18 protein-coding genes are annotated in these 25830 nt (G+C 61.2%); 5 read left to right on the forward strand and 13 right to left on the reverse strand.

Going from position 1 to position 25830, the window contains the following annotated elements; genetic code table 11:
* Nucleotides 1–12 precede the first annotated feature (12 nt).
* The 13 genes from GA0061100_RS17325 to GA0061100_RS17385 form a co-directional block, all read right to left on the reverse strand.
* Nucleotides 13–2673, reverse strand: coding sequence for a nitrate reductase (locus GA0061100_RS17325; RefSeq protein WP_075853953.1), 2661 nt, complete (start codon nucleotides 2671–2673; stop codon nucleotides 13–15).
* A 222-nt stretch (nucleotides 2674–2895) separates the two neighbouring features.
* Complete coding sequence (gene nirD, locus GA0061100_RS17330; protein ID WP_075853954.1) at nucleotides 2896–3225, reverse strand: nitrite reductase small subunit NirD; 330 nt, start codon at nucleotides 3223–3225, stop codon at nucleotides 2896–2898.
* A 10-nt stretch (nucleotides 3226–3235) separates the two neighbouring features.
* Nucleotides 3236–5686: a nitrite reductase large subunit NirB gene (gene nirB, locus GA0061100_RS17335; protein ID WP_075853955.1), complete on the reverse strand. Its 2451-nt coding sequence runs from the start codon at nucleotides 5684–5686 to the stop codon at nucleotides 3236–3238.
* 4 nt (nucleotides 5687–5690) lie between these two features.
* A complete protein-coding gene (locus GA0061100_RS17340; protein WP_075853956.1) occupies nucleotides 5691–6488 on the reverse strand; it encodes an ABC transporter ATP-binding protein in 798 nt (265 codons plus the stop codon).
* Nucleotides 6489–6498: 10 nt separating this feature from the next.
* Nucleotides 6499–7395, reverse strand: a complete 897-nt coding sequence (gene ntrB / locus GA0061100_RS17345; protein WP_075853957.1) for a nitrate ABC transporter permease — start codon at nucleotides 7393–7395, stop codon at nucleotides 6499–6501.
* Nucleotides 7396–7429: 34 nt separating this feature from the next.
* Nucleotides 7430–8728, reverse strand: coding sequence for a CmpA/NrtA family ABC transporter substrate-binding protein (locus tag GA0061100_RS17350; RefSeq protein ID WP_075853959.1), 1299 nt, complete (start codon nucleotides 8726–8728; stop codon nucleotides 7430–7432).
* Between the two features lie 370 nt (nucleotides 8729–9098).
* Nucleotides 9099–10397 (reverse strand): CmpA/NrtA family ABC transporter substrate-binding protein, encoded by a 1299-nt coding sequence (locus GA0061100_RS17355; protein WP_075853960.1) that lies wholly within the window; start codon nucleotides 10395–10397, stop codon nucleotides 9099–9101.
* A gap of 55 nt (nucleotides 10398–10452) precedes the next feature.
* Nucleotides 10453–11040, reverse strand: coding sequence for an ANTAR domain-containing response regulator (locus GA0061100_RS17360; RefSeq protein WP_075853961.1), 588 nt, complete (start codon nucleotides 11038–11040; stop codon nucleotides 10453–10455).
* A 114-nt stretch (nucleotides 11041–11154) separates the two neighbouring features.
* Nucleotides 11155–12210 carry a siderophore-interacting protein gene (locus tag GA0061100_RS17365; protein WP_083961377.1) on the reverse strand — a complete coding sequence of 352 codons (1056 nt, stop codon included), beginning with the start codon at nucleotides 12208–12210 and terminating at the stop codon, nucleotides 11155–11157.
* Nucleotides 12207–14198 (reverse strand): Fe(3+)-hydroxamate ABC transporter permease FhuB, encoded by a 1992-nt coding sequence (gene fhuB, locus GA0061100_RS17370; protein WP_075853963.1) that lies wholly within the window; start codon nucleotides 14196–14198, stop codon nucleotides 12207–12209. The genes GA0061100_RS17365 and fhuB overlap by 4 nt, the downstream gene beginning before the upstream one ends.
* The gene (locus GA0061100_RS17375; RefSeq protein WP_244557865.1) at nucleotides 14191–15036 is read right to left on the reverse strand and encodes an ABC transporter substrate-binding protein; all 846 of its coding nucleotides are present in this window, start codon (nucleotides 15034–15036) and stop codon (nucleotides 14191–14193) included. The genes fhuB and GA0061100_RS17375 overlap by 8 nt, the downstream gene beginning before the upstream one ends.
* Nucleotides 15037–15187: 151 nt before the next feature.
* The gene (locus GA0061100_RS17380; protein ID WP_075853965.1) at nucleotides 15188–17374 is read right to left on the reverse strand and encodes a TonB-dependent siderophore receptor; all 2187 of its coding nucleotides are present in this window, start codon (nucleotides 17372–17374) and stop codon (nucleotides 15188–15190) included.
* A 168-nt stretch (nucleotides 17375–17542) separates the two neighbouring features.
* Complete coding sequence (locus GA0061100_RS17385) at nucleotides 17543–18427, reverse strand: AraC family transcriptional regulator (RefSeq protein WP_075853966.1); 885 nt, start codon at nucleotides 18425–18427, stop codon at nucleotides 17543–17545.
* Nucleotides 18428–18712: 285 nt separating this feature from the next.
* Here GA0061100_RS17385 and htpG point away from each other — a divergent pair, with 285 nt between their 5' ends.
* The 5 genes from htpG to GA0061100_RS17410 all read left to right on the forward strand — a co-directional run bounded on the left by htpG (nucleotide 18713) and on the right by GA0061100_RS17410 (nucleotide 25828).
* Nucleotides 18713–20602: a molecular chaperone HtpG gene (htpG, locus tag GA0061100_RS17390; protein ID WP_075853968.1), complete on the forward strand. Its 1890-nt coding sequence runs from the start codon at nucleotides 18713–18715 to the stop codon at nucleotides 20600–20602.
* A 264-nt stretch (nucleotides 20603–20866) separates the two neighbouring features.
* Nucleotides 20867–21640 (forward strand): siderophore-interacting protein, encoded by a 774-nt coding sequence (locus tag GA0061100_RS17395; protein WP_075853969.1) that lies wholly within the window; start codon nucleotides 20867–20869, stop codon nucleotides 21638–21640.
* Nucleotides 21641–21975: 335 nt separating this feature from the next.
* Entirely contained in the window at nucleotides 21976–23715 is a 1740-nt protein-coding gene (locus tag GA0061100_RS17400; RefSeq protein ID WP_075854307.1) for a type I secretion system permease/ATPase, read from the forward strand.
* Nucleotides 23712–25022, forward strand: a complete 1311-nt coding sequence (locus tag GA0061100_RS17405; protein ID WP_075853970.1) for an HlyD family type I secretion periplasmic adaptor subunit — start codon at nucleotides 23712–23714, stop codon at nucleotides 25020–25022. Before GA0061100_RS17400 ends, GA0061100_RS17405 begins: the two co-directional genes overlap by 4 nt.
* A 143-nt stretch (nucleotides 25023–25165) precedes the next feature.
* Nucleotides 25166–25828 carry a GntR family transcriptional regulator gene (locus GA0061100_RS17410; RefSeq protein ID WP_244557866.1) on the forward strand — a complete coding sequence of 221 codons (663 nt, stop codon included), beginning with the start codon at nucleotides 25166–25168 and terminating at the stop codon, nucleotides 25826–25828.
* Nucleotides 25829–25830 lie beyond the last annotated feature (2 nt).

Here is a 25830-nt window from a genome sequence, read left to right on the forward strand (position 1 = left end):
GATACCAACCACTCACTCCGCCGCCGTCGCGGCGAGACAGCCGTCTATGATCGTACGGATCTCGGCTCGACAGGAACCGCAATTGGTCCCGGCGTTAAGCTTCTTGCCGACGGCTTCGACGCTGTGACAGCCGCCCCGAATGGCAGCGACGATCTGATTGACGCCGACGCTGAAACAGGAACAGACCGTCGCACCGGCGTCGATCGTATCGGCTCCTGGCCTGCCTGCGATCAGAGCAAATCTCTTCCTCAGATCGCTATGCGACGCCGCGAGCTGCGCGATCGCCCAGTTTCGTGCCACCGCAACCGGCTGCCGGGCAACGAAGAGAGCGGCAAGCAGCTGTTCGCCATCGAAGAAGGCGAGGCGCAGATCTCCGGAAGCCTCATCCGCATAGCCGAGCGGCTCGAGATCGGCTGGTATATCGAATGTCGAGCGGCACCAGCCGATCCAGTCGTCCGGCGCCCTATCGAATGCAAGCTCGGTCCGCCAGCCCCCGTCTGCCTTGGCGAGTGCCCAATAGGCGCAGTCGAGATTGCGCGGCTTTGCCGCGGAGACTGCGAAGCAATAATGCGATGCCTGAAAGCGATGCGCGCGAACTGCGACATTCTTCGAAGCGGGCTGGCCCGAAACCGGATCGGTGACCGGGGCGACCACGGCGTCGATACGGGCTTTGGCGGCAAAGCTGTCGTTCCAGTGCATCGGCACAAACAGGCTGCCGCGTGCCTGCCGCTCCGTCACCAGAGCGCGAACGATCACCCGGCCATGTGGGCTCTCGATCTCGATCAGGCTCGCTTCCGCGATGCCGATCTCGATCGCGTCGCGCGGGTGGATCTCGGCGAAGGGCTCGGCAATATGGCCAGACAGGCGGGCGCTCTTGCCTGTGCGCGTCATCGTGTGCCAGTGATCGCGAACGCGCCCGGTATTGAGGGTGAGCGGAAAGCGGCTGTCGGTTCGATCGCTTGCCGGTGGCTCGATGGCGACAAAGCGCGCCTTGCGATCGAGGTGATAGAACCCGCCAGCTGCAAAAAAGCGCGTGAGCTTCGGCGACGTTCCGGCAGGCTGCGGCCATTGGAAAGGCTGTAGCGCGTCATATTCCTCCAGCGCGATCGCCTCATAAGCGCCGATGTCGAAGTCGCGGCTGCCCTCGTTTTCGAAACCGGAGAGGCTTGCGTGCTCGGCGAAGATCTCGGCATTCGCCTGAAAGGAGAAGGCTTGGGAAAATCCCATCCGGCGGCCGACCTCGGCCATTTGCCACCAGTCTGGTCTGGCTTCGTCAGGCGTTGCCAGAAATTGCCGCTGCCTGGAGATCCGCCGTTCTGAATTGGTGACGGTGCCGTCCTTTTCGCCCCAGCCGAGCGAGGGCAGCAGCACATGCGCGTGGCGCGTCGTATCCGTCTCGCGCAGGACGTCGGAGACGACGACGAAGGGACAGGCCTTGATGGCCGCCTCGACAGCATCGGCGTCCGGCATCGAGACGACCGGGTTGGTCGCCATGATCCACAGTGCCTTGATGCGGCCATCGGCGACAGCGCGAAACATATCGACCGCTTTCAATCCCGGCCTGACGGCGATCCGCGGCGACTGCCAGAAGCGTTGCACCCGGTCGCGATCCTCAGCGCTCTCGATCGCCATGTGAGCGGCCAGCATGTTGGCAAGGCCGCCGACTTCGCGTCCACCCATGGCGTTCGGCTGGCCGGTCAGCGAGAATGGTCCCATGCCGGGCCGGCCGATGCGGCCGGTCGCGAGATGGCAATTGATGATGGCGTTGACCTTATCGGTGCCGGACGAGGATTGATTGACGCCCTGGCTGTAGCACGTGACGACCTTGTCGGTTTGGGCAAACAGCCGGTAGAATTCGCGAAGCTGCATGGCGGGCAGGCCGGTCAGTTCAAGCATGCGGTTGAACGACAGCGAGCTGGCGGCGGCGAAAGTCTCGGCAAAGCCATTGGTGTGTTCGGCAATGTAATTCTGGTCGATAGCATTGCTTGTGATCAGATGCTCGAAAAGACCCAGGAAAAGAGCAACGTCTCCATCCGGTCGGATCGCCAGATGCAGATCGGCGATATCGCAGGTCATGGTCCGGCGCGGGTCGATGACGACGATCTTCATCGCCGGCCGCGCCGCCTTTGCGGCCGCCAGCCGCTGATAGATGACCGGATGGCACCAGGCCAGATTGGAGCCGGTGAGGATGACAAGGTCGGCAAGCTCGATGTCCTCGTAGGTGCCCGGCACCGTGTCTGCGCCGAAGGCGCGGCGGTGACCGGCAACCGAGGACGACATGCAGAGCCGCGAGTTCGTGTCGATATTGCCCGAGCCAATGAAGCCCTTCATCAGCTTGTTGGCGACGTAGTAATCCTCCGTCAGCAGCTGGCCGGAGACGTAGAAGGCAACTGCGTCCGGTCCATGCTCGGCAATCGTCTCGCCGAAGCGTTTTGCCATGAGATCAAGCGCCTCATCCCAGCTTGCCCTCTCGCCGGCAATTTCCGGATAGAGCAGGCGGCCGTCGAGATCGACGGTTTCGCCGAGCGCCGAACCCTTCGAGCACAGACGTCCGAAGTTCGAAGGATGATCGGGATCGCCTTTAACGGAAACCTTGCCGTCATCGTCGACCCTGGCGATCACGCCGCAGCCGACGCCGCAATAGGGACAGGTGGTTTTGGTTTCAGCGGCCATGGGGGGTTTCCGCAAAACAGCTCAGGAGATGCGGTGGGATACCCCCCTCTGTCAGCTTCACTGACATCTCCCCCACAAGGGGGGAGATTGGTCGGAGCAAGAGGCGGCCTCCATCAAACCAAAGCGAAGAATTTGGCGATACTGGCTCCATATGATCTTCCCCCTTGCGGGGGAGACGTCCCGAAGGGACAGAGGGGGGTATTCTCCCACGCACCAACATCCTCACTCCGCCGCCATCATCAGGCTTTCGAGCGCGATGAAGAGAGCGCCATCGTCGTTACGGACGGGAATGGTCCGCACTTGGCCCTGGTCCGCTCCCAGCGCTTTGCCGGTTTCGAGCGAGATCACCCAATTGTGCAGCGGGCAGGTCACGGCCGTACCGTGAACGATCCCCTGGGAAAGCGGCCCGCTTTTGTGCGGGCAATGATCCTCGATGGCGAAGACCTCGTTGTCGGCGGTGCGGAATACCGCAATCTTGCCCTGCGGGGTTTTTACGCAGCGTGCGCCGCGCAGAGGAATGTCCGAGATATCGCCGATTTCAACCCAATTCATGTTGCTCTCCTCACTCGGCGGCCTGCGGGAAGCCAACCGTCGCCATCGGCCGGAATTCATGCTTGTCCTTGCCGGAGACACGCTCCGACCAGGGATCGACCTGCGCGAACTTCTGGCTGAAAACGAAGCGCTCGTAATAAGCCTCGCGCTTTTTCTGATCCTGCATGATCTGGCGGCGGATCTCGTCGAGACCGATGCGCTTGGCCCATTTGTAGATGCGCTCGAGATAGCGACCCTGCTCGCGATACATCTGCGTCAGCGCCACGATATGCTCGAGCGCTTCGTCTTCCGTCTTGACCAGGCCAAGCACTTCGGTGCCCTTGATGTCGAGACCGGCCGCACCGGCGAAGTGGATTTCGAAGCCGCTATCGACGCAGATGACGCCGATATCCTTGCAGGTCGCCTCGGCGCAGTTTCGCGGACAGCCGGAAACGGCCATCTTCAGCTTGGCCGGTGTCCAGGAGCCCCACATGAATTTCTCGATGCGGATGCCGAGGCCGGTGGAATCCTGCGTGCCGAAGCGGCACCAGTCGGAGCCGACGCAGGTCTTCACCGTGCGCAGGCCCTTGGCATAGGCTTGGCCTGAAATGAAGCCGGCCTTGCCGAGGTCGGCCCAGACGGCGGGCAGGTCCTCCTTCTGCACGCCGAGCAGGTCGATACGCTGACCGCCCGTCACCTTCACCATGGGTATCTCGAATTTGTCGACGACATCGGCGATGGCGCGCAGTTCGTTCGAGCTGGTGACGCCGCCCCACATGCGCGGCACGACCGAATAAGTGCCGTCCTTCTGGATGTTGGCGTGCACGCGTTCATTGATGAAACGCGACTGGTAGTCGTCGGCATATTCGTCCGGCCAGTCGCAGACGAGGTAGTAGTTCAGCGCCGGGCGGCACTTGGCGCAGCCGCAGGAGGTCTTCCATTCAAGTTCCTGCATAACGGCAGGAATGGTCTTCAACCCCTTGGCTTTTATGAGCCTTCTGACATCGTCATGGCCGAGTTCGGTGCAGGTGCACATCGGCTGCACGGCTTTGGGATTATAGGCATCGCCAAGCGTGATCGACATCAGCTGTTCGACGAGGCCGGTGCAGGAGCCGCAGGAGGCCGAAGCCTTCGTGTGGGCGCGCACATCGTCGAGCGAGGTCAGGCCCTTGGCGGATATGGTCGAGGTGATCTTGCCCTTGCAGACGCCGTTGCAGCCGCAGATTTCCGCATCATCCGGCAAGGCTGCAACGGCCGCCATAGGGTCCAGCGGCGACCCTCCCTGATAGGCCTGGCCGAAGATCAGGGTCTCGCGCATCTGCGAGATATCGGTCGCCTTCTTCTTCAGGTCGTTGAACCAGGCGCCGTCGGCCGTCTCGCCGTAGAGCACGGTGCCGATGATCTTGTTGTCCTTCAAGACCAGGCGCTTGTAGACCCCGGCTGCCGCGTCGCGCAGAACGATCTCCTCGCGGTCGTCGCCATCGGCGAAGTCGCCGAGCGAAAACAGATCGATGCCGGTGACTTTGAGTTTTGTCGGCGTGTCCGAGTGGACGAAGCCGGCACTCGTGTCGCCTGCCAGATGCCAGGCAGCGACCCGCGCCATTTCGTAAAGCGGCGCGACGAGGCCATAGACCATGCCGCCGACCTCGGCGCATTCTCCAAGCGCCATGATGCTGCCGTCCGAGGTCTGCATCCCGTCATCGACGACGATGCCGCGGTTGACGGCGATGCCGGCCTCCTTGGCGAGGCCGATATTGGGGCGGATGCCGACAGCCATCACGACGAGCGTGGCGGGAATCACACGCCCATCGTCGAGTTCGATCCCCTCGACCTTGCCGTCACCGATGATCGCCTTGGTGTTGGCCTTGGTGATGACCTTGATGCCGCGCTCCTCGACGGCCTTTTGCAGGAGATAGCCGGCGGCCGGATCGAGCTGGCGCTCCATCAGTGTCGGCTGCACATGGAGAACTGTGACATCCATGCCCCGCAGGCTGAGGCCGGCGGCCGCCTCGAGACCAAGCAGGCCGCCGCCGATGACAACGGCCTTTTCGCGCGATTGGGCGGCAAGCAGCATCGCCTGCACGTCATCGAGGTCGCGATAGGTGATGACCCCACGCAGTTCCTTGCCCGGAACCGGAATGATGAAGGGGACGGAGCCGGTTGCGATGACGAGCTTGTCGTAGCTCTCGGTCACGCCATGATCGGAGGTGACCGTCTTTGCCACCCGGTCGATGGCGACGATCTTGTGCCCCTTGTAGAGGGTGATGCCATGCTTGATGTACCAGCCGTCGCCGTGGATGATGATCTGCTCAAAATCCTTTTCGCCTGATAGCACCGGCGACAGCATGATGCGATCGTAGTTGACGCGCGGTTCGGCGTTGAAGATCGTGACTTCATAAAGGTCGGGCGCCTTTTCCAGCAGATGCTCCAGCATGCGCCCTGGCGCCATGCCGTTGCCGATGATGACGAGTTTCTGGGTCATGATATCACTCCGCGGCTTCGACGAAGCGGTGGCGTTCGTAGAGGAACTTCAGCACAGCTTCGCGGCATTTGAGGTAGGTTCGGTCGGACGCAAGCTCGATGCGGTTGCGCGGACGCGGGATCGGCACTTCAAGAATATCGCCGATATGGGCGGCCGGGCCATTGGTCATCATGACGATGCGGTCGGACAGTAATACCGCTTCGTCGACGTCGTGGGTGATCATCACCATGGTACTGCCGAGGCGAGCGTGAATTTCCATCACCGCATCCTGCAGATGAGCGCGGGTGAGCGCGTCCAGCGCCCCGAAGGGTTCGTCGAGCAGCAGGATCTTCGGCTGCATGGCAAGCGCCCGGGCAATCCCGACGCGCTGTTTCATGCCGCCCGAAATTTCCGAGGGGCGCTTGTCCTTGGCATGTGCCATCTGCACGAGATCGAGATTGCGCATCACCCAGTCATGGCGCTCGGCCTTGGTCTTGGTGCCGCGAAACACTTTCGAGACAGCGAGATTGACGTTCTCGTAGACGCTCAGCCAAGGCAGCAGACTATGGTTCTGGAAGACGACGGCCCGATCCGGGCCGGGCGCGTTGACTTCACGGTTCTCTAGCAGCACCGCGCCGGCAGAAACCGGCGTCAGTCCGGCGATGAGGTTGAGCAGGGTCGACTTGCCGCAGCCGGAATGACCGATGATCGAGACGAATTCGCCCTTGTCGATGACGAGTTCGATGCCCTTCAGGACTTCGGCCCGCTGGCCGCCGCGATCGAAATATTTGTCGATATGATCGAGCTTCAGGTAGGCGCTCATTGGGGTCTCCTTAGTTGCTCGTCATGCCGCGGGTCACGACGGCGCCGAGGCCTGCGACCAGACGATCGAGGACAAAGCCGGTGACGCCGATATAGGCGAGTGCCACGATGATGTCGGGCAGGCGCGAGGAGTTCCACGCGTCCCAGATGAAGAAGCCGATACCGACGCCGCCGGTCAGCATTTCGGCGGCAACGATCGCAAGCCAGGAAAGCCCGGCGCCGATGCGCAGTCCGGTGAAGATGTAAGGGGCGGCCGCCGGCATCATGATGCGGAAGAAGAATTCGATCTGGTTCAGCCGCAATACCTTGGCGACGTTGCGATAATCCTGCGGAATGTTGCGCACGCCGACCGCCGTGTTGATGATGACGGGCCAGATCGAAGTGATGAAGATCACGAAGATCGCCGACGGGTTGGAATTCTGGAAGGCTGCGAGCGAGAGCGGCAGCCAGGCAAGCGGCGGCACGGTGCGCAGCACCTGGAAGATCGGGTCGAGGCCGCGCATCGCCCAGACCGATTGCCCGATCACCGCGCCGATCAGCACGCCGGCGACAGCGGCAAGGCCAAAGCCATAGGCGACGCGCTGCAGGGAGACGAGCACGCGCCAGGCAAGCCCGATATCCTGCGGCCCATTGTAGAAGAAGGGGTAGACGATGAGGTCATAGCTCTCCTGCCAGACCTGCGATGGCGGCGGCAGGCTGGCGCCCGGCTGCTCACAGAGCAGCTGCCAGACAGCGAGTAGAAGCACCAGGACCACGAGCGGCGGCAGGACGTTGCGCAAGACCGAAGCTGCGATGCGGCGGGGCTCAATGCGACGGGTGGGACGAGCCGCCAATGTCACGACATGGCTCTTTGCAGGAGCAGGCGCTTGCGCAACGGCGGCTTCCTGTTTGCGGGCGGTTACGGACATTGAACGAATCCTTTTTGGAAGAGAGTGCCAAGCTTCACGACGCCACCTTGATCGAGAGGCTTTCGAGGTAGGCAGTGGGGTTTTCGGGGTCGAAGACCTTGCCGTCGAAGAAGGTTTCCTTGCCGCGAGACGTCGATGCCGGAATGTCCGATGCGGCAACGCCGAGATCCTTTGCGGCATCGCGCCAGATATCCTGGCGGTTCACCTGGCCGACCAGCGTCTTGATATCGGTGTTGGGTGCGAACTTGCCCCAGCGCATGTTCTCGATGATGAACCAGGCATCATGGCTCTGATAGGGATAGGAAACGCCGCCCTTCCAGAATTTCATGTAAAGATCGGTACCCTTGGCGATGCGGCCGTTGCCGTAGTTGATGTCGCCCTTCAAGCGGCCAAGCACGTCTTTGGGCGGCACGTTGAACCATTGCCGCTTGCCGAGGATGGTGGCCATCTCCTCCTTGTTGTCCATGCTGTCGCACCATTGCTGGGCTTCCATGACCGCCATCAGCAAAGCCTTGGCGGCCTTCGGGTTCTTCTCGATCCAGTCGGCGCGCATGCCGAGGGCTTTTTCCGGATGGCCCTTCCAGATCTCTCCGGTCGTACAGGCGGTAAAGCCGATGCCCTGGTTGACGAGCTGTTCGTTCCAGGGTTCGCCGACACAGAAGACGTCCATGTTGCCGACCTTCATGTTCGCCACCATCTGCGGTGGCGGCACGACGATGGTCGAGACGTCCTTGTCGGGGTGGATTCCGCCGGCGGCCAGCCAATAGCGGATCCACAGATCATGCGTGCCGCCAGGGAAGGTCATGGCCGCCTTGATCTCCTTGCCTGCGGCTCTTTTCGCGTCGAAGGCGGCTTTCAGCTTGGAAGCGTCGAGCTGGACGCCGGTGTCGGCGTATTCCTTTGCGACCGAAATGCCCTGGCTGTCGTAGTTGAGGCGGGCGAGGATCGCCATCGGCACGGGCTGGTTGTTCTGCGTCACCTTGCCGGTATGCATGAGGTAGGGGAGTGGCGAGAGAATGTGGGCGCCATCGATGCCGTTTGCGGCCCCGCCGAGCACGAGATTGTCGCGCGTCGCGCCCCAGGATGCCTGTTTGGCGACATCGGCGTCGGGAAGGCCGTGCTTTTCGAACAGGCCCTTTTCCTTGGCAATGACCAGCGGCGCGGCGTCCGTCAGCGCGATATAACCAAGTTTTACCCCTGTCACTTCAGGTCCGGCCGTCGCTGCAAAAGCGCCGGAGGGGAAGGCTGTCCTGACGGCGCCGATCAGGGCTGCCGTGGCGGACGTCTTCAATAGGTTTCGGCGCGTAACGCCACCGGACAGAATTGTTTTCACTTGCAGTTTCCCCTTGTTTTGCTCGTGACGCTTGGATTTCGGGCATAAAAAAACGCCGCTCGGTCGATGCGGCCCGGGACAGGAAAGGAATCCCCGGGGCAAGAACCTTGCGACGTCGATGTCTTTGGCGAGCGCGTTTTCCGCGCATTGCCTGCCTCGATCGCCGTTGATCGAAGCAAAACTAAATAAGCAAGCCGCGTGCCAGTTTTTCGCGGCGATGTCATGGCATTGTAATTGCTTGATTATTCGGAAAAATGATGTGGCGGCTTGTTTTGCAGGCAGTTGCGGCTTCTGCAAATATTTTGAGCGGATGCCGCTCCTACGACTTTCGATCCTGCGCTTATTCTGTGCAGTGCAGCATGGTCGGAGGCTAGATGTCGTCGCTCGAAGAGCGCGTCGCGCTTGTCGTTTTTACGGCGAATCCGGCGATGTAGGCGGCGATCTCTGCCGGATCGAAAACATGCCCGTCCATGAAGCGATTGCCGTCCCTGTCGCCTTCGATGCGGATATCGGCATCATCGGGTGACGCCTCCTCGCCGAGCGCCAGCCGATAGAGGTCGGAACGATAGGCCGAGGCTGCCATCTTCATGTTCTGCTCGGAAAGTGCGCTTTGTCCCCAGCGTATCATCTGGCTGAAGATCCAAAGCGCCTGGCTCGGGCGTGGATAGTTGGCAAAGCTGCCATGGAAACTGAAATATCTGTCGATGATGCGGCGGTGGCCCCTGGCATCAAGATTGAATTCGCCTGCCAGCACATGGCGGATGATGTGGACGGGGGCCGCGATATAGTGTTGGTCGGCGAGCGCTTCGGCAAGGGCGTCGTGATTTTCCGCTTGGTCGCACCAGCGCGCGGCCGCGTCCAGCGCCACAATGAGGCGCGAAACGGTTTCGGGATGGCTTTCGGCCCATTCCGGGCGCATGCCGATCACCTTTTCCGGCGCGGATGGCCAGATATCCTGCTTGGCCGCGACGATGCGGCCGACGCCTCGTTCGGATGCGACCATGTTCCAGGGCGCGCCAACGCAGAAGCCATCGATGGCCCCTGCTGCAAGCGCATCGGACGTGAGAGGCGGCGGCACGACGACAAGCTTCACGTCGCGATCGGGATCGATGCCGCCGGCGGCCAGCCAATAGCGGAATTCATAATTATGCGACGAGAACGGATAGGTCATGCCAAGCGTCGGCGGCTGCTCTCCGCGCGCCTTCATGGTGTCGACCACTTTCGCAAGCGCCTGCGAATTTTCCAATGCGCTTGCCTGGTCGGAAAGACCTGTTTCGTCGCACATGCGGTCGAACAGCCGCGTCGAGAGGGTGATGGCGTTGCCGCCGCAGCCGAGCGAGAATGGCGTAATCGTCGGCGAGGGGTTCGAGCCAAGCCCGAGCATGGCTGCGACCGGCATCGGCGAGAGCATATGGGCGATGTCGAACTGGCGAAAGGCAAGCCGGTCGCGGACATTGGCCCAGGAGACGTCCTTGACGAGATCGAGTGCGATCCCCTCCTTGCGGGCGAAGCCGAATTCCGCAGCCGCAATCAGGACTGACGCATCGACGAGCGGAATGAAGCCTGCGCGCAATGTGCGCGGGCCTTCGCTGGTAATCTTGGCAGGCGCCGAAGCATTGCTGTTGCCTGCCTTTTGGACCTTGGCGGAACGGGCTGCTTGCACTCTCATATTCACTCCGATGTCTCCCCTCTCAGGGCGGCGGACAGGAAGGGTCTCCGCATACTCACATCAGCAACCCCGCTGCTGTCACGACGCTTTGCGCGATCTCGGACATCTTCTTCTTCTCATTCATGGCCGTCTGCCGCAGCAGCGCGAAGGCTTCGTCCTCCGAAAGGCCGCGCATTTTCATCAAGATGCCCTTGGCGCGCTCGACGACCTTGCGTTCTTCGAGCGCCGACTTGGCTTCCGCCAGCTCCCGCTGCAGCCGGCTGAAGGCGTTGAAACGGCTGACGGCCATATCGAGGATCGGCTTTACCCGCTCCTTCTTGAGGCCGTCGACGATATAGGCCGATACACCGGCCTCGACGGCCGCCTCGATCGAGGCCGTGTCGGAGCGATCGACGAACATGGCGATCGGCCGCCCCACCGTCCGCGTCAGCTGAAACAGATGCTCCATCATGTCGCGGTTCGGATTTTCGAGATCGATGATGATGACGTCGGGGCGTAACGTCTCGATCGTGCGTGCGACGCCCTGCACTTCATGGATGACAGTCACCCGCGCATGGCCAGCCTCCCGCAAACCCTCCTCGATGATAGAGGCGCGGATCGCATTTTCATCGATCACAAGAATGGTTAGATCGAGACGGCTCATGCCGTCTTTATGACGCAACGCAGCAAAGCGGGCAAGTGTCGTTCGATGAAATATTAGGCGTATTATTAAATGGCCTAAATTTTAGTCACATTGCGCCGCTTATTGGCTAATTCCTCAGCACTTCTGCCAATAGGCGGCGATGCTGAAGGTGCCAGGATCGCGCGCTATCTCTGTCTTGACGAAAGTACGGATGGCGCGGGCTTGTTTCTGCTCGCAGGCGGCCCAGACATAGGTTTCCGGATCGGCTGCGAGCACGAGATCGCGAATGATGCGCTCAAGGGTGTCTGTCGTTCCCGCCGGTGCACCGTTGCGATGCAGCCAGGTCAGATCCATCGACGCGCTTGAGGTCAGCGGCTGCTCTTCCTGCTTGTCCGCGACCTCCAGAAAGATGCGCAGTTCGGCATTGGCGGGCACGGAGGCTGCGATGCGGGCAATGGCAGGCAATGCGGTTTCGTCGCCGGCGAGAATGAGCTTGCGTGCTGCCGGCACACCGCCGCCTCCAGGCCCGATCAGGCCAACACGATCACCGGCACGCGTAGTCATCGCCCAGGTCGCGCCCGGAACGTTGTCACCTTCATGCACGACGAAATCGATGTTCATCTCGCCGCGGTCCAGATCGATGCTACGGATCGTGTAGGCGCGGATGGTCAGTGCATCATCGCCCTTCGGCCAATGGATGCGGCCGTCCGGCTCCGTATGCGGCCAGACCGGTTCGCGACCCTTCGGTGGGATGAGCAGTCGCACATGCATGCCGCCCTCGACGAAATGCCTGGCGTCATCGGTCGCCACCACGACGCGACGCATATGCGGGGCAATGTCGTAGGCGTCGACGACGCTGACTTCGCGGAAATTCGGTATGGCTGTTGGTTGCGGCCCATCGGCCCAATTGAGGTCGAGCGCATTGCCGGTGGAGAGTTCAAACAGGTTTTCCGCAACCATGCTGCGGATCGTGAAGAGCATAGCTGCCGTCGGGCAACGCAGCTTGATGTCGAGACGATCATTGCTGACGGCGATATCGGCACTGCCGATGACGGTATCGAGGCGCGCCCCGGCCTCGCTCCGCGTGATGGTGACGTGTTCGGCAAAACGCGCGCAGAACTGATCCAGCAGCTGACCGGCATCCCTGTGGGTCGCCACGCCGGAAGCGGTGAAATCCCTTGCGTGCATCATTGCTTTGTCTCCTTGCGGGTCAGGAACCAGATGAGATAGGGGCCGCCGATCAAGGCCGCGAACAGGCCGACGGGAACCTCATAGGGAAAGATCACAATTCGCGACAACCAGTCGGCCAGCACGAGCAGCATGGCGCCCAGCAACAAGCTCGCGGCCAGCTGTTTGACGGTGCTACGGAAGCCGATGAGGCGGCCAAGATGCGGCGCGATCAATCCGGTGAGGCTAAGCGGACCGACGAGGAAAGAGGGGATCGCGGTCAGGAGGGCCGCCAGAATCGCCAAAACGAGCCGGCTCGCCGCAACCGAAAGGCCGATGGAGCGCGAGACGTCGCGGCCAAGCGGCAGAACATCGAACCACCGGCGCAGGATCAGCAAGACCGGAACGAGAAGCGCAAGCGAAATAATACCGGTCCAGGCGTCGAAGGCGCCGGCCCGGTTGGTGGAGCCTGACAGCCAGTTCAGCAGGAGATAGGCGCGCAGATCGCCGCGGGAGAGAACGACGGTGACGATCGCCATGCAGAGAGCACCGATGGCAACGCCCGAAAGCAGCAATCGCTCGGGGCCGAAGCCTCCCCGTGCGCTGAATGCCATCATGGCCAGGAACGCGATCAGCGCGCCTATCGTCATCGCCGTGATCGTGATGGCGGGCGAGGGAAATGCAAAGAGGAAGAGCGCGATGGTCAGCCCCGCGCCGCCGCCGGCGCTCACACCCAGGACCTCGGGGCTTGCAAGCGGATTGGCGGTGAGGCGCTGCATGATGAACCCGGCTGCGGCGAGCATCGCGCCAGCGGTCGCTGCAACGACGGTGCGCGGCAGGCGGAAAGGCAGAAGGTCCCAGAACTGGCTGCCGAGCGCTACGTGCCAGCCGTCGAAACTACGCCCGAGTGACAGAGCAAAGAGGATCAGGAGAACGAAGCCCATCGCGAGCAAAATAAGCGCTCGTCCCGGCGCTGCAATCATCAGTCGCGCCCGCGGGGTGCCGTCGGTGCGGAGCGCGTTGCCGGAATGCAGGCGCGGCAAAAGCAGAAGCAAGAGTGGCCCGCCGAGGAGCGCGGTCGCTGCTCCCGTCGGGGCAAGGTCGGTAAACCCCGGCGAAAGGAGCTGCACCAGGCAATCCGTCAGGAACAGCAGGCCGGCTCCAGCCATGGGTGCGGCGATCAGCAGCTGCCTGGTGCGACGCGCGCCGCAGAATCTGGCGATGTGAGGTGCTGCCAGCCCAAGAAAGCCGATGATGCCCACCTGTGCCGTCACCGAAGCCGCAAGCCAGACGGCAAGCGTCAGAATGGCAAAGCGCATGCTGTGCAATGCAAGGCCGAGGTTCTTGGCGCTGCTGTCGTCCAGGCTCATCACCGTCAGCGGACGGACCAATGCCAATGCAGCGGCAAAGCCGATGATCAGACGCGGCGCAAGCGTGATGACGCCATCCCAGCTCTGCTGGTTCAGCGCGCCTGCACCCCAGATGAACACGGACATGGCATATTCGCCGCGCGCAAGGATGATGGTGACGCTAAGCGAGGTGGCGACCAACGTCACCATCATGCCGCACAGCGCCACCGTCACCGGATCGAGGTCACGGCGCCAGCTCAAGGCGAGAACGATGAGGACGGCCGCAAGTCCGCCGGCAAAGGCGGAGATTTCGCGCGGCAGGCCGATCAGCAACGGAAAGAGCCCGACAGCGATTGTCATCGCCAGCTGCGAGCCGGCGGCGATCCCGAGCGTCGAGGCATCGGCGATCGGATTGCGCAGCACCCTTTGCAACAAGGCGCCGGAAAGGCCGAGTGCCGCGCCGGCGATGATCGCGATGGCCGATCGCGGCAGCAGGCTATCGATGAGCAGGATATGGTTGAGGGCGGCTGCATCGCGCATATCGGCGGCAAGCTGCGGCCGCTGGAAGAGGAGTGCCGCAAAGGCAAGGATGCAGATAGCACCTAGCAGCGCCCCATTGCGTACCAGCGATATGTCTTTGGCAATCACGGGCCGATCAACCATTCCATGCACGGGCGAGCCCTCCCGCCAGCAGATCGGCAAAGCGCTCGGCAGCCGGCAGCGCGCCATAGGGATTGATTGAGCCGAGTATCAGGACACGACCCTGCCGCACGGCGGGAAGGGCGTTCCAGAAGGCGCTTTGCCGGAGTTCCGCCAAAGCTTCGGCCGGATGCGGCGGGATGAGAACGATCCATGCGTCCGGCATGGTGGCAAGCCGCTCGATGCCGACGGGGGCGGTCGCCGAATAGCTTGTCAGGTCCGGCCAGGCATTGGTGAGGCCAGTGCGGGTCAGAACTTCCCCGAACATGCTGTCGGAACCGAAGACGCGAAAGTGCCTGGAGTCACCCAGATTGATCGGCAGGATCGGACGATGGTCTCCTTTGCCGAAGCTGTCGCGATAGACTTCAAGCTTTTCCCGCGTCGCCTCGACGAGGGCACGGGCCGCGGACAAGCCGAGCCGTTCTCCGATCGCAAGCGTCATCTCTTCGGAAAGCTGATAGGGGCTGGCTCCGGGCTGATAGACGGCATGGCTCTCGACTGTCGCGATCAGCCGCATGCGATCGTCGGCCCAGGCATAGAAATTCGAATTGAAGATCAGATCCGGCTTGGCGGCATAAAGAACTTCGAAATTCGGCGTGCCGCGCAGCCCGAGATCGGCAACGCCTGCCGGAATGGCTGGCTTGACGGCGACGTCTCGGAATTGCAGCAGTTCGGTACCGGCAACCACATTGGCGCCGATCGCCAGCAGGGTTTCCAGAATGGCCCAATCGAGCGTCGCCACGCGCGGGCTCGTCATAGCGCGTGCCGGCGTCAGGCCGGCTAGCACAGCGGTGCCCGTCATGGCCAGCAGCTGCCGACGCGACAACCTATGAACGCTTCTTGCCGTCATATTGGAGCGTCGCCTTTGGTTTCAAACGAGTTCGAGGATTGCGTTGTGGCAATCCTCGGCTCTTTGCCATGATTGACAATTAAAGTATACTTTGATTGTCAATTTACCACTTCTTGCTGAGCTTGAAGGTGATGGTTCTTGCTTCGCCATAGCCGCAGACGTTCTCGCCCGCGCAACCCGAGACATACTCCTTGTCGAACAGGTTTGAGACGTTGAGTGCGGCACCCCAGCCCTTCTTCTCGTAGCGGATGCCGGCGTCGAAAAGCGTTGCCGAAGGTACGCGCAGAGTATTGGCCTGGTCCGCCCAGGACTTGCCCTGGTAGCGCACGCCGGCGCCGATGCTGAGGCCGTCAAGCGCGTCGCTCGTGAAGGCATAGTCGAGCCACAAGGATGCGGTGGAGTTCGGCACCAGATAGGGTGAGTTGCCGATGATGGAGGAGTCCAGATCCTTGGTGACTTCGAGGTCGGTATAGGAATAGGAGCCGAGCAGCTTCCAGTTGTCGTCCAGATTGACCTTGCCTTCGAATTCGACGCCGCGCGAACGGACCTCGCCGACCTGGCGCTGCAGGAAGGTGACCGGATCGGTCAGCGCCATGTTCTTGCGGTCGATCTGGAAGACGGATGCCGTAAACAGGCCGTCGATGAAGTCGGGCTCGTACTTGATGCCAGCCTCGTATTGCTCGCCCTTCTCCGGCGTCAGGCCGCCGCCGCTGACGCTGGTGCCGATCAGCGGATTGAAGAAGGTGCCGGCGCTGATATAGGGCGTGATGCCATTGGAAAACTCGTAGGCAAGGCCGGCTCGTCCGCTCGGCGCGTTCTCGTTCGACTTGTAGGTGGTGCCGATCTTCGAGTCTGAATTGGTATCGACGAAGTCGTAACGGCCGTTGAGCGTTACCAGCCAGCCATCGCCGAAGCGCATCTGGTCCTGCGTGTAGATGCCGAGCTGCTGCTGCGTCATGACCTGATTGAGGTAGACGAAGTTCGTGCCCTGCGTGGTGCCGTAGACCGGGTTGGTGGCGCTGATCGGGTTGGAGCCGCAGCAGGCCTGAATCTGGTCGAGACGATAGATCGAATAATCGGTGCCGATCAGGAAATCATGACTGATCGGGCCGGTGTCGAACTTGTTTTCCGCGCGGGTATCGACCGAGAACGTATCGACCTTCGAACGCTCGAAAAAGCCGATGCGGTTCAGCATATAATTCGGATCGTCATAACCTGGGCTAAGCGGATTTCCATCCACATAGCCGTTCAGATACGGGCCTTCCTCGCGCTTGTAGAGATGGCCGTAACGCGCATTCTGCGACACGGTCCAGCCGCCGTCGAAATCATGCGAGAATTCGTAGCCAAGCATCTGCTGGGCATATTTGAGATTGTCGATGCTGCGTTCGCCATAGAAGGCATCGCGCTTGATCTTGCCGAAAGGTGCATCGACGACGGTACCGACATAGGGGAAGAAGCCGTTGCCGCTGTGGATCTCGTCGAGGCCGCTCAGCATGCCGAAGACGGTCAGCTTGGTCGACTCGTCGGGCGAGATGGTGACCTGCGGCATGATGAAGCCACGCAGATCATGGGTGCCGTCGCTATAGGTGTCGCCGCCGGCGATCTTGCCCGTCAGGCGGTAGCGATAGACGCCATCGGCCGAAAGCTTGTCGGAGAAGTCGAAGCCGACGAAGGCATTGCCGAGATTGTTGATGCCGATCTCGGTCGAATATTGGGGGGTGTCGGTCGGCTCCTTGCGGACCATGTTGACGAGGCCGCCCGGATTGGCGCCGCCGTAAAGCACGGAAGAGGGGCCTTTCAGCACTTCGACGCGCTCAAGCATGTACGGATCGATCTGGAAGCCGCCGAAGCCGTAGCTGTAGAGCGTCAGGCCATTCATGAAGACGCCGCTCTGCGTCGCGTCGAAGCCGCGAATGTAGAACCAGTCGGTATCGCCATCATTGCCGAAGGGCTGTGCGGTGACGCCGGGCGTATAGCGCAGCGCCTCATCGACTTTGTTGGTAATGCCGCGATCCTGCATCTCCTGCTGGCCGATGACAGAGACCGACTGCGGTACTTCGGTGATCGGCGTGTCGGATTTCGAGCCCGACGTGGTCTTCTTGGCGACATAGCCTTTGACCGGCGCCGTGCCGCTGGCTTCGCTTTTCTGCTGCGAGCCCTGGATGACCAAAGGCTGCAGCTCGGTCGGCGTTTCCTGCGCCATGACCTTAGAGCCCGCCAGCAGCGCGATCATGGCCACGCCCGTCGCCATGAGCTGCGCTCGCGATACGTCCTGCTTCAATCCCTGCATTTTAGTTATTTGTCCCGAATTCTTGCGCCCGTTCGGCCTCACAGCCGATCCCTCGATAAGATGAGCAGTTAACTCATATTTACCGACGCGGCTTGTCTGTCACGGGGGAAATTGAATGTTTTTGGGCAATTCTCCGCAGGGCGCGCAATTGCTCGCGGACTGTGGTTTTCAGGCAAGCCTGCTGCGCTTCCAGCTGGCCGGCGCGGTGCCGACATTCTTGCGGAAGACGCGGGTGAAATGTGCCTGATCGGCAAAGCCGGTTTCGACGGCGACTGTTGTCAGCGACATTTCGCTGTTCAGAAGAAGCTGCTTGGCCCGTTCGAGCCTGGCCTGGGTTTGCCATTGATGCGGCGGCAGACCCGTCGATGCCTTGAAGGCATGGCTGAAGTGCGATTGCGAGAGGCCGGTCAGTGCTGCCAGCTCCTCCAGGCGGATGGCTCGCGTGCAGTGCTCTTCGATATAGTCGACCGCACGACGTAGTTGCCAGGTGGCGAGGCCGCTGCGCTTGCGCGGCTGGGTTCCACGCAACTGCAGCACATCGATCAGCAACGAAAGTGTCAGACCGTCCCCGTACAGATCGTGCAGCGGCTCGGGGTTTTCGCACTCAGCAGCGATCAACTCGGCAAGCGTCATCACGCGCTGGTCGTTGAAATGCAATTGCGGCCGCTCAAGCTGCGCCGGATCGATATTTTTCATCAGGCGCTGGCTGATGATGTCAGCATCGAAATGGATATCGAGGTGGCGGACGAACTCGACGCCTGCCATGTCGACCCATAGCTCCATGCCGGCCGGAATATAGGAGATGCGTCCGCTATCGTAGTCCTGCAGCCGGCCCCGTGCACGAGGCGAGGGCCGGACATCGGTCGTGCCTGCGCCACGCTGTTCCAGAAGGATGAACAGGCGCGGATCGCGCGCCACATAGTATCCGCCCGCCTGTGCCGCACAATTGACGTTCCAGATATCGGCCACCATGCCGTTCCAATAGCGGCGATGCACGCCGCCGATGACGGAAAAGCCTCCGATCTTGTTCTGCATTTTAGGCTGAAACGTCATTTGCTGCTTCCGGTACCGCTCCTGCGCAATAATCCTTCAGATTAAACTCAAGTTATTATAGCAACGCCGCGAGGATGGCAATCATCAGCTTGCGATACGAGGCGGCTTCGGTCGGCCTTTTCGACCGAAGCCTGGAACAACGCGCCGAATTGACGATTGTACTTGCCGAACGGCAATCCTCTTGCCCCGTTTTGAGCTCGGAGCGACAACGCCCGCTTGAAATTTCGCTCGTCTTCCGCCACCTGTGCGGCGCGACTTTTGTTATTCCCAGGAGACTAGACGCTTATGACGACCACCACCGCAGAAAATACCGCCGAAAGCCACGTCTTCGAGGCCGACGTTGCCCGCCTTCTGCACATGATGGTTCACTCGGTTTATTCGGACAAGGATGTCTTCCTGCGCGAGCTGATCTCGAATGCGGCGGATGCCTGCGAGAAGCTGCGCTATGAGGCGATTGCCCACCCCGGCCTGCTTTCCAACGATCCCGACAGCCGCATCCTTCTGACGCTCGATGCCGATGGCGGCAAGCTCATCGTGGAAGATAACGGCATCGGCATGAGCCGCGACGAGATGATCGAGGCGCTCGGCACGATCGCCCGCTCCGGCACGCGCGCCTTCATGGAGCGCATCGAAGCCAACAAGCAAGGCGAGGGCGCGCAGCTGATCGGTCAGTTCGGCGTCGGCTTCTATTCCTGCTTCATGGTTGCCGACCGGGTCGATGTCGTCTCGCGCCGCGCCGGTGCCGAAGACGCCTGGCTCTGGTCTTCGGACGGCAAGGGCGGCTATAGCGTTGCCCCCGTCGATGTGAGCGAAGCGCCGGCTCGTGGCACCCGTATCACGCTGCATCTGATGGAGGATGCGAAGAGCTATGCGTCGCGCTGGAGCGTCGAGCGCATCGTCAAGGAACAGTCCGGCCATGTGCCGGTGCCGATCAAGATCGCCGAAAAGCCGGGCGAGGAGGCAACGCAGCTCACCGACGGCACCGCGCTCTGGACCAAGTCGAAGAACGATATCACGGCGGAAGAATATACCGATTTCTATCGTGGCGTGTCGGGTCAGTATGATGAACCTGCTCTGACGGTGCATTTCCGCGCCGAGGGCCGTCATGAATATTCGGCGCTCGCCTTCGTGCCGGGTTCGCAGCCTTTCGATCTCTTCGACCCGGATCGCAAAGGCCGCATGAAGCTCTATGTGAAGCGCGTCTTCATCACCGACGAGGCGGAATTGCTGCCGCGCTATCTCCGCTTCGTGCGCGGCCTCGTCGACACGTCGGACCTGCCGCTCAACGTCTCACGCGAGATGATCCAGGAGAGCCCGATCCTGACGGCGATCCGCAAGGGTGTGACCAATCGCATCATCACGGCGATCGAGAAGCAGGCGGAAAGCGATCATGACGCCTTCCTGAAGATTTGGGAGAATTTCGGCAGCCTCATCAAGGAAGGCATCTACGAGGATTTCGAGCGTCGATCGCAGCTTCTGGCATTGTCGCGCTTCCGCACGACCACTTCGGGAGATGGCTATCGCTCGCTTGCCGACTACGTCAGGGATGCCAAGGAAGGCCAGCAGGCTATCTATTATCTCGTTGGCGGCAGCCTGGAGCAGCTGAAGGCGTCGCCGCAGCTGGAAGGTTTCCGCGCCCGTGGCATCGAAGTTCTGCTGCTGACGGATTCCGTCGACAGCTTCTGGGTGACCAACGCTCCTGAATTCGAGGGCAAGAGCCTCAAGTCGATCACGCAGGGCTCCGCCGATCTCACCCAGTTCAAGAAGCAGGACGAGGACAAGCCGGAAAACGAAAGCGCGCCGGCCGACGTGCAGGCCTTCCTCGAATACGCCAAGCAGAAGCTCGCCGACGAGGTTTCAGACGTGCGCGCTTCGGATCGCCTCGTCGAAAGTGCAGTTTGCCTCGTTGCCGCCGAGCAGGGCTATGACCGCCAGCTTGAAAAGATCCTGCAGGGGGCGGGCCGTCTGCAGTCCGGTGCCAAGCCGATCCTCGAAATCAACATGGATCACCCGGTCGTGAAGGCGATTGCCGCCAAGGCGGATGCGCCGTCCCTGCGTGACGATGCCGCCTTCCTGCTGCTCGATCAGGCCCGCGTCCTCGACGGCGACAAGCCCGCTGATCCGCGCGCCTTTGCCGAGCGTCTGGCGCGCTTGATGGAAAAGGCACTGCAGTAACTCAATGGAAATCGGCGCGGCTCACAGGGTCGCGCCGATCTGCCACAACGAAGATTGTCGGTGTCTCGAAAAACTTGTCTTAAATTATCATCTTTTCGTTGCGATGTGAGAACTCTTCTTCTATAGAGAACGCAGATTGGCTGGACGTTGTTTGGCCACGTAAGCGTTAACGTCACTCAACGCGTATGATCGAACGGCTCTGCGGCTTCGGTCTGCGCGACTGTGTCCTGCGGATCGAGATTGAAGAGCCTCGAAAGGACACCAATGGATACCCCCCAGACTTCCAACCCGGCCATCTCTGCACCGAAGATCGAGCGTGTGCGCCATGAGCTGAAGCGGCGCTCCCTGACGGTGACGGCAATCGAGAGGATCACGCCCGGCATGCTGCGCATCCGGCTGGCCGGTGAAGATCTCGGCGATTTCGTCAGCCTTGCGCCCGACGACCACATCAAGGTTCTAGTGCCGGGCGCGGGCGAGGAGATGGAGCGGCGCGACTATACGCCTCGCCAATACGATACCGATGCACGCACACTCGTCATCGATTTCGCCGTCCATGAGGCGGGACCGGCCACACAATGGGCGCTCGATGCTTCGGTCGGCGACGGGCTGGAGATCGGCGGCCCGCGCGGTTCGGCTGTTGTCTCCGCCGATATCGAGAACTGGCTGCTGATCGGCGACGAAACGGCACTGCCTGCGATCGGCCGCCGGATTGAAGAGGCGCGCGCGGGTGTGCGTGTAACGGCCATTGCGGCAGTTGTCGGCGCTGCTGAACATCAGACCTTTCAAACCGACGCGCAGCTGGATATGCGCTGGGCGTATCGGCCCCTTTCGGAGGCAACCGATCCCTCCGCGTTGATGAAAATTCTTCAGTCCGTAGACCTGCAGCCCGGCACTTTCGTCTGGATAGCGGCTGAGGCTTCCGTCACACGCGCCTTGCGTTCCTACCTCGTCGAGGAGCGTGGCTATCCGCTAAGCTGGATTAAGGCATCCGGCTATTGGGTCAAAGGCAAGGCGGACACGGCTGAGAAATTCGATTGAACGCGGACGCAGGCGGCAAGACGCCGCCTGCTCGTCCTGATGTGATGGATCAGGCATCTTGCCGGAACAGGCTGCTGCCCCATTTCATGGCGCAATTGTCCCGTAAGTGGACAAGGCGTTCCGCGATAAGGTTGGGTTCACCGAAACTGCATTCTGGGTAGATTTCGACTTCCTAAATTGCGTGGGATCGTCGAAGGTTAGGCGCGAAGCGGGGATGATGGCGGAGGCCATAGGCGATCGCTTTGCAGGTCCATGGCGCTGAGCGGGAGGCGGTGCTTTGGGTGTCATGTAAATTCCTGCCGTACGCGGCGGCCAATGTTGAGGATCGACGCGAGGTGCTTGCCGTCCCGAAAGACCCGCCGCAGACATTCGTTGCGCTGATGCTGTCGGCGCTTCGCAAGGCCTTCATCGGCATCGCCCTGGCGAGTGCCGCCATCAACGTGCTGGCATTGACCGGCTCCTTCTTCATGCTGCAGGTCTATGATCGGGTCATTCCCAGCCATAGCCTGCCAACGCTGTCCGGTCTCGTCATCATCGTCGTGACCCTTTATCTGTTTCAGGGTGTAATCGAATTCCTGCGATCCATGCTGCTTGTGCGCATCGGCATGTCGCTCGACGAACGCATGAACAGGAAGGTCTTCGGCGCGCTTCTGTTCCTGCCGAGCAAAAAACAGACGTCGGACGATGGGCTGCAATCCGTCCGTGACCTCGAGCAGATCCGCTCCTTCCTCTCCGGCAGCGGTTCGACGGCGCTGTTCGATCTTCCTTGGGTGCCGTTCTATCTGATCCTTTGTTTTCTATTCCACTTCTGGATCGGTTTCACTGCTTTATGCGGTGCTCTGCTGCTCGTCGTCATTACCGTCGCTGCCGAAATGCTGTCGCGCCGACCGGCCCTGGAGGCGGCCAAGTCTTCGGCGGCGCGCCTCGGCTTCGCCCAGGCGGCACGGCGCAACTGGGAGGTTGCCGTCGCCATGGGTTTTTCCGGCCGGCTCACCGATAAGTGGGCTGCCATGAATGATGATTATCTCAGGCATCAGCTGACGGCGAGCACCGTCGTCGGCGCGTTGACCATTGCCGCGAAGATAGCGCGCATGATGCTGCAATCTGGTGTCCTTGCCGTCGGTGCGATCCTCGTCATTCGGCAGGAGGCGACGGGAGGCATCATTATCGCCAGCTCGATCCTGTTAACGCGAGCGCTGGCGCCCGTCGAGCTTGCAATTGCCCAGTGGAAGGGCTTCGTTGCTGCTCGTCAGGGCTGGACGCGGCTTGCCAAACTTCTTGATGCCGCGCTGCCCGAGCCGCAGGCATTCGCCTTGCCATCACCGTCGCGAGAGCTCAGCGTCGAGAATATCAGCCTTACCTCTCCGGGTGGCCGCGATCTTATCCTGCGCAATGTCTCGTTCAAGATATCGGCGGGGACAGTGCTTGGTGTCATCGGCCCGAGCGCATCGGGCAAGTCGTCGCTGGCGCGTGCGATTTGCGGCCTTTGGCCGGTCGCCATCGGCACAGTGAGGCTCGACCGCGCCGCGCTGTCGCAATGGGATACTGACGAACTCGGGCGGCATATCGGCTATCTGCCGCAGGATGTAGACCTCTTCGATGGCTCGATCGCCGAGAATATTTCACGTTTTGCCGAAGACCTGCGAACCGAGCCGATCATCGCTGCAGCAAAGGCGGCAGGCGTTTATGACATGATCGTCAAGCTCCCTGATGGCTTCGATACGAAAATCGGCGAAGGCGGATCGCGCCTTTCGGCCGGTCAGAGGCAGCGTATCGCCTTGGCGAGGGCGCTTTACGGCGATCCCTTCCTGGTGGTCCTCGACGAGCCGAATTCCAATCTGGATGCGGAAGGCGAGGCGGCGCTGACAGCCGCCCTTGCAGGAGTGAAGGACAGGGGCGGCATTGCGATCGTCATTGCCCACAGGCCGAGCGCTCTGGCCGCCGCCGATACGGTGATGATCGTTGCCGGCGGCCAGGTTCAGGCATTCGGGTCAAAGAAGGATATCCTCGGCCCGTCGCCCAAGCAGGTTGGAACGGCCCATCTGGCCATTGCCGGCGGGGAGACGCACGGATGATCGACAAGGCCTCGCCATCGACCGAGCGGACGATCCGCCGCCTGTCGCTGCTGGTGGTCGCGGCGATCCTTCTGCTGTTCGGCGTCATGGGCGGCCTTGCCGCCGCAACGAAGATCTCCGGTGCGGTGGTCGCCTCCGGCACGCTCGTCGTCGACAGCTATGTGAAGCCGGTGAAGCACCTGAAGGGCGGGATCGCCCGGACGATCCTGGTGAAGAACGGCGATCATGTTGCCGCAGGACAGGTGCTCGTCCGGCTTGACGATACCCAGACCAGAGCCAACCTCTCGATCATCCGCAAACGGCTCAACGAACTTACCGCCCGCACCGCGCGTCTGGCAGCGGAGCGCGACGGCCGGCAGGACATCGACTTTCCGATCGACCTGCTCTCGTCCGCCGAAAATGCTGATGTAGCAGCGATTCTGGCAGGCGAGCGTCGGCTCTTTCGCGATCGCCAGGCATCGCGCGACGGGCAGAAGTCGCAGCTTCATGAGCGCATTCAACAGCTCAATCAGGAGATTGAAGGTCTCATCGCGCAGGAAGAGGGCAAGCGACGCGAGATCGCGCTGATTGCCAAGGAGCTCGGCAGCCTTGAAGGCCTGCTCAATCAGGGCATCATTTCCGCGACGAAGGTCTACTCGCTGCAGCGGGAAAGCGCTTCGCTGAACGGCGATCTCGGCAACCTCGTCTCTTCGATCGCCCAGACCAAGGGCAAGATCGCGGAAACCGAGCTGCAGATCCTGCAGATCGATGCCGATCACAGTTCGGAAGTATCCGAGCAACTGCGTCAGGCTGAAAGCGATAGCGGTCAGTTTTCCGAGCGTCTGATCGCGGCAGAAGACGACCTGAAGCGGATCGACATCAAGGCACCGCAGGCGGGGATCGTCGATCAGCTTAGCATCCATGCCGAAGGCGCCGTCATCTCGCCCGCCGAAGCGATCCTGCAGATTGTCCCGGACAAGGACGCACTGGTGGCGGAGCTGAAACTTGCGCCGCAGGATATCGATCAGATTACCGTAGGGCAGACGGTGTCCTTGCGTTTTCCTGCCTTCAATCAACGGATCACGCCGGAATTGAACGGGCAGGTCGCTACCATTTCGGCGGATCTGGCGACGGACCAACGCTCGGGGCAAAGCTATTATGTCGTGCGGGCCAAGGTGGCAAAGCCGGAATGGGATCGGCTGGGGCAGCTTACGCCGCTGCCCGGCATGCCGGTGGAAGCCTTCCTGCAGACGGGCCAGCGAAGTGTCCTGGCCTACCTGACAAAGCCGATGACCGATCAGATCAGGCGGGCGTTCAGGGAAGACTAGGGCGGAGATCCATTTGCGATCTGTCGTGAAATGGCCGTTGCCAGAAGGGCGGGCAGCGTGTGGGCTCGGAGTGCTGCGTCTATCCAGCCAAGGCGGAAAGGCGAGAAGAGCCGCGATCGAACAGGAGCATCGACGATTGAGACTTGACCAGCTTTGAGGGAGTATATTACTTTGGATCCATGGATCCAAAGTCTATCTTTAACGAACTGCAGGATGAAATCGAGTCGGGCCAGTTGGCGCCAGGCTCCGTCCTCAAGCAGGAATTGATTGCTGAGCGTTTCGGCGTCAGCCGCCAGCCCGTCAGGCAGGCCTTGAACCAGCTGCTTGGGAGCGGCCTGGTCGTGCGACGCCCTGACAGAAGCCTTGCCGTGGCGATTCTCTCGGAGCGGGAGGCTGCTGAACTTACCGAACTTCGGGCTATTCTGGAGGTCGCTGCCTTGGAGCAGTCGGCCCCGTTGCTCACGTCGCCCCTCTTGCGGAAAGCTGAGAGGCTCAACGATGAGCTATTCTCGGAATACGATCCATTGCGGATTGAAGAACTCGACCATCAATTCCATCGCATCCTATACAGCGGGTGTAAAAATACTCGATTGCTTGGAACCATAGAAGCGCTTCGGCGGGAATCTCGACGCGCATGCCTTCATCAAAAGCATGGCGCCGAGGAGCGCCGTGAATTTTTCGAGGAGCATGCGGCAATCGTTGCCGCTTGTGCGCGGCAAGATGTCTCCGCCGCTGTGGAGCATCTTCGCCACCATCTTACTCAAACGACTGCAAGACTTCTTTCCATGCCGACAAGGGATGATTGATC

Source organism: Martinezella hainanensis (genome assembly GCF_900094555.1).
GTDB classification, from domain to species: Bacteria; Pseudomonadota; Alphaproteobacteria; order Rhizobiales; family Rhizobiaceae; genus Rhizobium; species Rhizobium hainanense.

What these genes read in the sequence shown, in the direction of transcription:
- GA0061100_RS17325 (WP_075853953.1), bottom strand. Translation starts at nt 2,673, where the DNA reads ATGGCCGCTGAAACCAAAACCACCTGTCCCTATTGCGGCGTCGGCTGC.
- nirD (WP_075853954.1), bottom strand. Translation starts at nt 3,225, where the DNA reads ATGAATTGGGTTGAAATCGGCGATATCTCGGACATTCCTCTGCGCGGC.
- nirB (WP_075853955.1), bottom strand. Translation starts at nt 5,686, where the DNA reads ATGACCCAGAAACTCGTCATCATCGGCAACGGCATGGCGCCAGGGCGC.
- GA0061100_RS17340 (WP_075853956.1), bottom strand. Translation starts at nt 6,488, where the DNA reads ATGAGCGCCTACCTGAAGCTCGATCATATCGACAAATATTTCGATCGC.
- ntrB (WP_075853957.1), bottom strand. Translation starts at nt 7,395, where the DNA reads ATGTCCGTAACCGCCCGCAAACAGGAAGCCGCCGTTGCGCAAGCGCCT.
- GA0061100_RS17355 (WP_075853960.1), bottom strand. Translation starts at nt 10,397, where the DNA reads ATGAGAGTGCAAGCAGCCCGTTCCGCCAAGGTCCAAAAGGCAGGCAAC.
- GA0061100_RS17360 (WP_075853961.1), bottom strand. Translation starts at nt 11,040, where the DNA reads ATGAGCCGTCTCGATCTAACCATTCTTGTGATCGATGAAAATGCGATC.
- GA0061100_RS17365 (WP_083961377.1), bottom strand. Translation starts at nt 12,210, where the DNA reads ATGATGCACGCAAGGGATTTCACCGCTTCCGGCGTGGCGACCCACAGG.
- fhuB (WP_075853963.1), bottom strand. Translation starts at nt 14,198, where the DNA reads ATGGTTGATCGGCCCGTGATTGCCAAAGACATATCGCTGGTACGCAAT.
- GA0061100_RS17375 (WP_244557865.1), bottom strand. Translation starts at nt 15,036, where the DNA reads ATGACGGGCACCGCTGTGCTAGCCGGCCTGACGCCGGCACGCGCTATG.
- GA0061100_RS17380 (WP_075853965.1), bottom strand. Translation starts at nt 17,374, where the DNA reads ATGCAGGGATTGAAGCAGGACGTATCGCGAGCGCAGCTCATGGCGACG.
- GA0061100_RS17385 (WP_075853966.1), bottom strand. Translation starts at nt 18,427, where the DNA reads ATGACGTTTCAGCCTAAAATGCAGAACAAGATCGGAGGCTTTTCCGTC.
- htpG (WP_075853968.1), top strand. Translation starts at nt 18,713, where the DNA reads ATGACGACCACCACCGCAGAAAATACCGCCGAAAGCCACGTCTTCGAG.
- GA0061100_RS17395 (WP_075853969.1), top strand. Translation starts at nt 20,867, where the DNA reads ATGGATACCCCCCAGACTTCCAACCCGGCCATCTCTGCACCGAAGATC.
- GA0061100_RS17405 (WP_075853970.1), top strand. Translation starts at nt 23,712, where the DNA reads ATGATCGACAAGGCCTCGCCATCGACCGAGCGGACGATCCGCCGCCTG.